Origin of the sequence: Gemmiger formicilis, from assembly GCF_016901605.1 — a bacterium.
GTDB classification, from domain to species: domain Bacteria; phylum Bacillota; class Clostridia; order Oscillospirales; family Ruminococcaceae; genus Gemmiger; species Gemmiger formicilis_B.
Genome location: NZ_JACJKP010000203.1, coordinates 1 through 4,485, shown reverse-complemented (window position 1 = coordinate 4,485; position 4,485 = coordinate 1). Strand labels below are relative to the sequence as shown.

Below are 4,485 nucleotides of genomic sequence, written 5' to 3'. Positions count from 1 at the left end.
CACAGGGCGGCTATGTGGATTATCTGATGCCCCAGCTGTACTGGGGGCTGGACTATGAGCAAAACGGCGATACTACCAACAGCCTGGCCAGCCTGGCGGCACAATGGGCCGCGCTGCCCCGGGCCAACGGGGTGGAACTGTACATCGGGCTGGGGGCCTACCGCATCGGCGCCGGGGACGGTTCCACCGCCGATACCGGCGAATGGCAGACCGGCCATGCCCTGGCCGACCAGCTGGACGCCCTGGAGGAACTGGGCATCCGGGGGGTGGGGCTGTACCGCTATGCCTCCCTGTGGGGCAACCCCGACTGGCCCGATTTGGCCGAACAGGAACGGGAAGCCATTGCCCAGCGTTGGGTCACAGCGTCCCCCGGGTATTGAGCCTGTACCCTACCTTGAACACAGTCTGGATCTCGTGCTGCAGGCCCAGCTTGCGCCGTACCCGGTTGATATGTACATCCACGGTGCGGCTTTCGCCGATATAGTCATACCCCCAGGCGTCCGCCAGCAGCTGGCCCCGGGTCAGGGCAATGTTGCGGTTCAGAACCAGCGTTTCCAGCAGGGCATACTCCCGCGGGGTCAGCTCCACCTCCTGCCCGGCGCGCCACACACGGTGCGCCCGCAGGTCCATGTACAGGTCCTTGAACCGGAATTCGGTATGGTTGCGGTTGGCCCGCCGCAGTACATGATGTACCCGCTGCTTCATTTCCTGTACGGCATACTGTTCTTGTATCGTGCTCCGGTCGGCCACGGTACCATCCCTCCTTGTTTGTTGTCTGTCTATATACTATAACGATAGTTGTTGCCGAGTTGTTACAAATATTACCGACATTTGCACATATTTTTACAAATTGTTCATTTTTACAGAGATTTTTTTCGTTTTCCACCTGTTTGTTGAAAATCAGCGCCGTTTCTTCCCGCAGTTGCGCGGCGGGGAATTTTTACACCAGGTACAAAAATCGGTTTACTTCTTTCTATTTTAGCGGATTATCCGCTATGCTATACTTTTTTTACATTCCAGTGAAAGTTTTGAGGTTGACCCATGCTGTACCGACGCATCCGCGATCTGCGCGAGGACCACGATCTGACCCAGGCGGAAATGGGGCGCATATTGTCCTGCAGCCAACGGGTCTACAGCAACTACGAGCGGGGCGAACTGGACATCCCCACCGAGATCTTGCGCAAGCTGGCCCGGTATTACGGGGTCACGGCGGATTATCTGCTGGATCTGTCCGACGTACCCTGGCCCTACGGCTGAACGCTGCCGGCAAAAGATGTTGCGGCGGGGTACGGCCCCCTACTTTTCCACAGCATGGGGGAAAACTTCCCCCTGTTTTTACCCCAAAACCGGCTTTTCCACCGCCTGTTCCCCCCGGGAACAGGCGGTTTTCCCTTTTCTCTGTGGAGAGCTGTGGAATATTCCACACCGTTTTTTGTCGTTATACCTGAAATTTCTGCATCTTTCCCCTGTTTTCCACCCAGTTTTCCACATTTTCAACCGGGTTTTCAACCATTCCACCGTGGATAACTCTGTGGAAAGTGTGGAAAACTCGGTTCAAACCGTGCAAAACCCTATTCCTGCAGGGATTTTTCGATTCGTTCAAACTCCATTCACATGCGGTTCATGATTATGGCGCATGCTATACCTTGTAAGGAGTGAATACTATGAAAGAAACGACCCCGCCCAAAGATCCCAAAAAGAAACTTTGGATCGGATATGCCATTGTGATCGCGTTGCTGCTTATCAGCAACTTTTTCCTGCTTCCGGCTATGATGCAGTCCGGTGTGAAGAGTGTGAACTACAGCACCTTCCTGCAAATGCTGGAGGACAAACAGCTTTCCACCGTCCAGCTGGAAGATCAGGAGATCTACTTTGTGGACAAGGAAGAAAACGCCTACAAGACCAACGCCATTGCCCAGGATGGCGACCTGGTCAACCGTCTGGAGGATGCCGACGTAGAGTTCGGCACCGTCTACCAGAACCCCACCATCTGGGATTCGCTGCTCAGTCTGGTGCTCAGCTTCCTGCCGGTGCTGCTGCTGTTCTGGCTGGCCAACCGGATGCTGGCCAAGCGGATGCAGGGCATGGGCGGCGCCAACTCCATGTTCTTTGGGGGCAAATCCGGCGCCAAACAGTACGTGGTGGATGACAAAACCGGCATCAAGTTCCAGGACGTGGCCGGTGAGGACGAAGCCAAAGAAAGCCTGCAGGAGATCGTGGATTTCCTGCACAACCCCAAAAAATACGAGGACATCGGCGCCAAAATGCCCAAAGGCGTGCTGCTGGTAGGCCCTCCGGGTACCGGCAAGACCCTGCTGGCCCGGGCTGTGGCCGGCGAGGCCGGGGTGCCCTTCTTCTCCATCGCGGGCAGCGAATTTGTGGAGATGTTCGTGGGCATGGGTGCTTCCAAAGTGCGCGACCTGTTCAAGCAGGCAGGCGAAAAAGCCCCCTGCATCGTCTTTATCGACGAGATCGATACCATCGGCAAAAAGCGTGACGGCGCCGGCAACCTTGGCGGCAACGACGAACGGGAACAGACCCTGAACCAGCTGCTGACCGAGATGGACGGCTTTGACGCCACCAAGGGTGTGGTGATCCTGGCCGCCACCAACCGGCCCGAATCTCTGGACCCGGCGCTGACCCGTCCCGGCCGTTTTGACCGCCGCGTGCCGGTGGAACTGCCCGACCTGAAAGGCCGGGAAAGCATCCTGCGGCTGCACGCCAAAAAGGTCAAGCTGGGCCCCGACTGCGACTTTGCCGTGGTGTCCCGTATGACCCCCGGTGCTTCCGGCGCCGAACTGGCCAACATCGTCAACGAGGCGGCCCTCTGCGCCGTGCGTCACCACCGCAAGGCCGTGACCCAGTTCGATCTGCAGGAAGCGGTGGATACCATCCTGGCAGGTGCCCAGAAGAAGAACAAGATCCTGAACGACAAGGAAAAATGCATCGTGGCTTACCACGAGGTAGGCCATGCCCTGGTGGCGGCTTTGCAGACCCACAGCGCCCCGGTGCAAAAAATCACCATTGTGCCCCGTACTTCGGGCGCCCTGGGCTTTACCATGCAGGTGGACGAGGGCGACCATACCCTGATGACCCGGGAAGAGATCCTGAACAAGATTGCCACCTTTACCGGCGGCCGTGCCGCCGAGGAACTGATCTTCCACTCGGTGACCACCGGTGCTTCCAACGATATTGAGCAGGCCACCAAGCTGGCCCGCGCCCTGGTCACCCGCTACGGCATGACCGACGACTTTGACATGGTAGCCCTGGAAACGGTGAACAACGCCTACCTGGGCGGCGATACCAGCCTGGCCTGCAGCGAACGCACGGCCTCCCAGGTGGATGCCAAAGTGGTGGAGATCGTGAAGGAAGCCCACCGCAAAGCCCTGAAGCTGCTGGCGGACAACAAACGCAAACTGGACGAAATTGCCCAGTATCTGTACGAAAAAGAAACCATTTCCGGCGAAGAGTTCATGCGTATTTTGAACGCACAGCCGCAATTACCGGCTTCTGCCCCGTCAGATTCCACAAAACAATCACAGTAATTTTGTGCGTTTATGCCCTGTTCCCCTCTTGACGAATGGGGTGCCGCCCTGTATCATAAAAGAAAACTTCCCAGTGAGAGGGGGAACACAGAGTGACGTTCGAGGAACTGCAGGAGCTTTTGGCGGAACAGTTCAGCTGTGACACGGCCGAGCTTTCCCGCGGCGTAGCGCTGGGCGACCTGGGCGCCGACCATGAGGACATGGTGGAACTGGCCTGGGGACTGGGCGAAGCGGTCGGTGTGGAAATCGACGAGAGCGATCTGAGCGTGGACATGACGGTCGGCGAGCTGTGGCGCTTTGTCGTGGACCTGGCTGAAAACGCCGAGATGTAAAACAATGCGGCCCGCCCCCAGGGGGCGGGCCTTTTTGGTTGCTGGGGAAAGGAGCGGTATGGCACAACGCAAACGGAGGTATCTGCTGGCATTGTTGCTGCTGTTGGTGCTGGGGCTGGGCATGATGCTGGCTTACGCAGCGCGCAAACAGGGCTACCATGTGGACGAGCTGTATACCTATGAACTGACCAACTATCCGGGGGGATTCTACGCCCTGCAGGATGGATATATGGACACCTGGCAGGACGGGTCCCTTTACCAAAGCGCCCTGCAGCCCGGCCGTGCCTTTGACTATTCGGTGCCCTGGAACAACCAGAAGATCGACGTGCACCCGCCCCTGTATTACTGCGCGGTGTACACGGCGGAATCGCTTTTTCCGGGGCTGGGGCTGCCGTGGGTAGGGCTTTTGCCCAACTTTGTGTTCCTGCTGGCGGGCACGGTGGTGCTCTACTTTGCGGCGCGGCGGCTCACCGGCCGGTTCTGGACGGCCTGGCTGGCGGCGGCGGTGTTCCTTTTGAACATCGGCACCCAGGGCATGGCGGTCTTTACCCGGATGTACGCCCTGCTTATGCTGGAAACCGTGGTGCTGGTGGCCCTGCATCTGCGGC

Annotated in this window: 5 protein-coding genes and 1 pseudogene; 5 read left to right on the top strand and 1 reads right to left on the bottom strand. The window is 58.1% G+C overall.

The genetic code is table 11. The annotated features are described in order from the left end of the window. A pseudogene (locus H6B10_RS12775) lies at positions 1 to 380 on the top strand (glycoside hydrolase family 10 protein); the annotation flags it as partial. Here H6B10_RS12775 and H6B10_RS12770 read toward each other — a convergent pair. After that, positions 358 to 750, bottom strand: a complete 393-nt coding sequence (locus H6B10_RS12770; protein WP_345941844.1) for a winged helix-turn-helix domain-containing protein — start codon at positions 748 to 750, stop codon at positions 358 to 360. The pseudogene H6B10_RS12775 and the gene H6B10_RS12770 overlap by 23 nt on opposite strands. Before the next feature lie 291 nt (positions 751 to 1,041). Here H6B10_RS12770 and H6B10_RS12765 point away from each other — a divergent pair, with 291 nt between their 5' ends. The 4 genes from H6B10_RS12765 to H6B10_RS12750 all read left to right on the top strand — a co-directional run. After that, the gene (locus H6B10_RS12765) at positions 1,042 to 1,257 is read left to right on the top strand and encodes a helix-turn-helix domain-containing protein (protein WP_367950565.1); all 216 of its coding nucleotides are present in this window, start codon (positions 1,042 to 1,044) and stop codon (positions 1,255 to 1,257) included. A 407-nt stretch (positions 1,258 to 1,664) separates the two neighbouring features. Beyond that, entirely contained in the window at positions 1,665 to 3,545 is a 1,881-nt protein-coding gene (ftsH, locus tag H6B10_RS12760; protein WP_204651954.1) for an ATP-dependent zinc metalloprotease FtsH, read from the top strand. A gap of 92 nt (positions 3,546 to 3,637) precedes the next feature. Beyond that, positions 3,638 to 3,877: a phosphopantetheine-binding protein gene (locus H6B10_RS12755; protein WP_204651953.1), complete on the top strand. Its 240-nt coding sequence runs from the start codon at positions 3,638 to 3,640 to the stop codon at positions 3,875 to 3,877. A 58-nt stretch (positions 3,878 to 3,935) separates the two neighbouring features. Then, positions 3,936 to 4,485, top strand: a 550-nt coding sequence (locus tag H6B10_RS12750; protein WP_204651952.1) for a hypothetical protein, incomplete at its 3' end; no start/stop codon positions are given.

Bases quoted from the DNA above. Each gene is read 5' to 3' on its own strand.
- H6B10_RS12765 (WP_367950565.1), top strand. From the start codon at position 1,042: ATGCTGTACCGACGCATCCGCGATCTGCGCGAGGACCACGATCTGACC.
- ftsH (WP_204651954.1), top strand. From the start codon at position 1,665: ATGAAAGAAACGACCCCGCCCAAAGATCCCAAAAAGAAACTTTGGATC.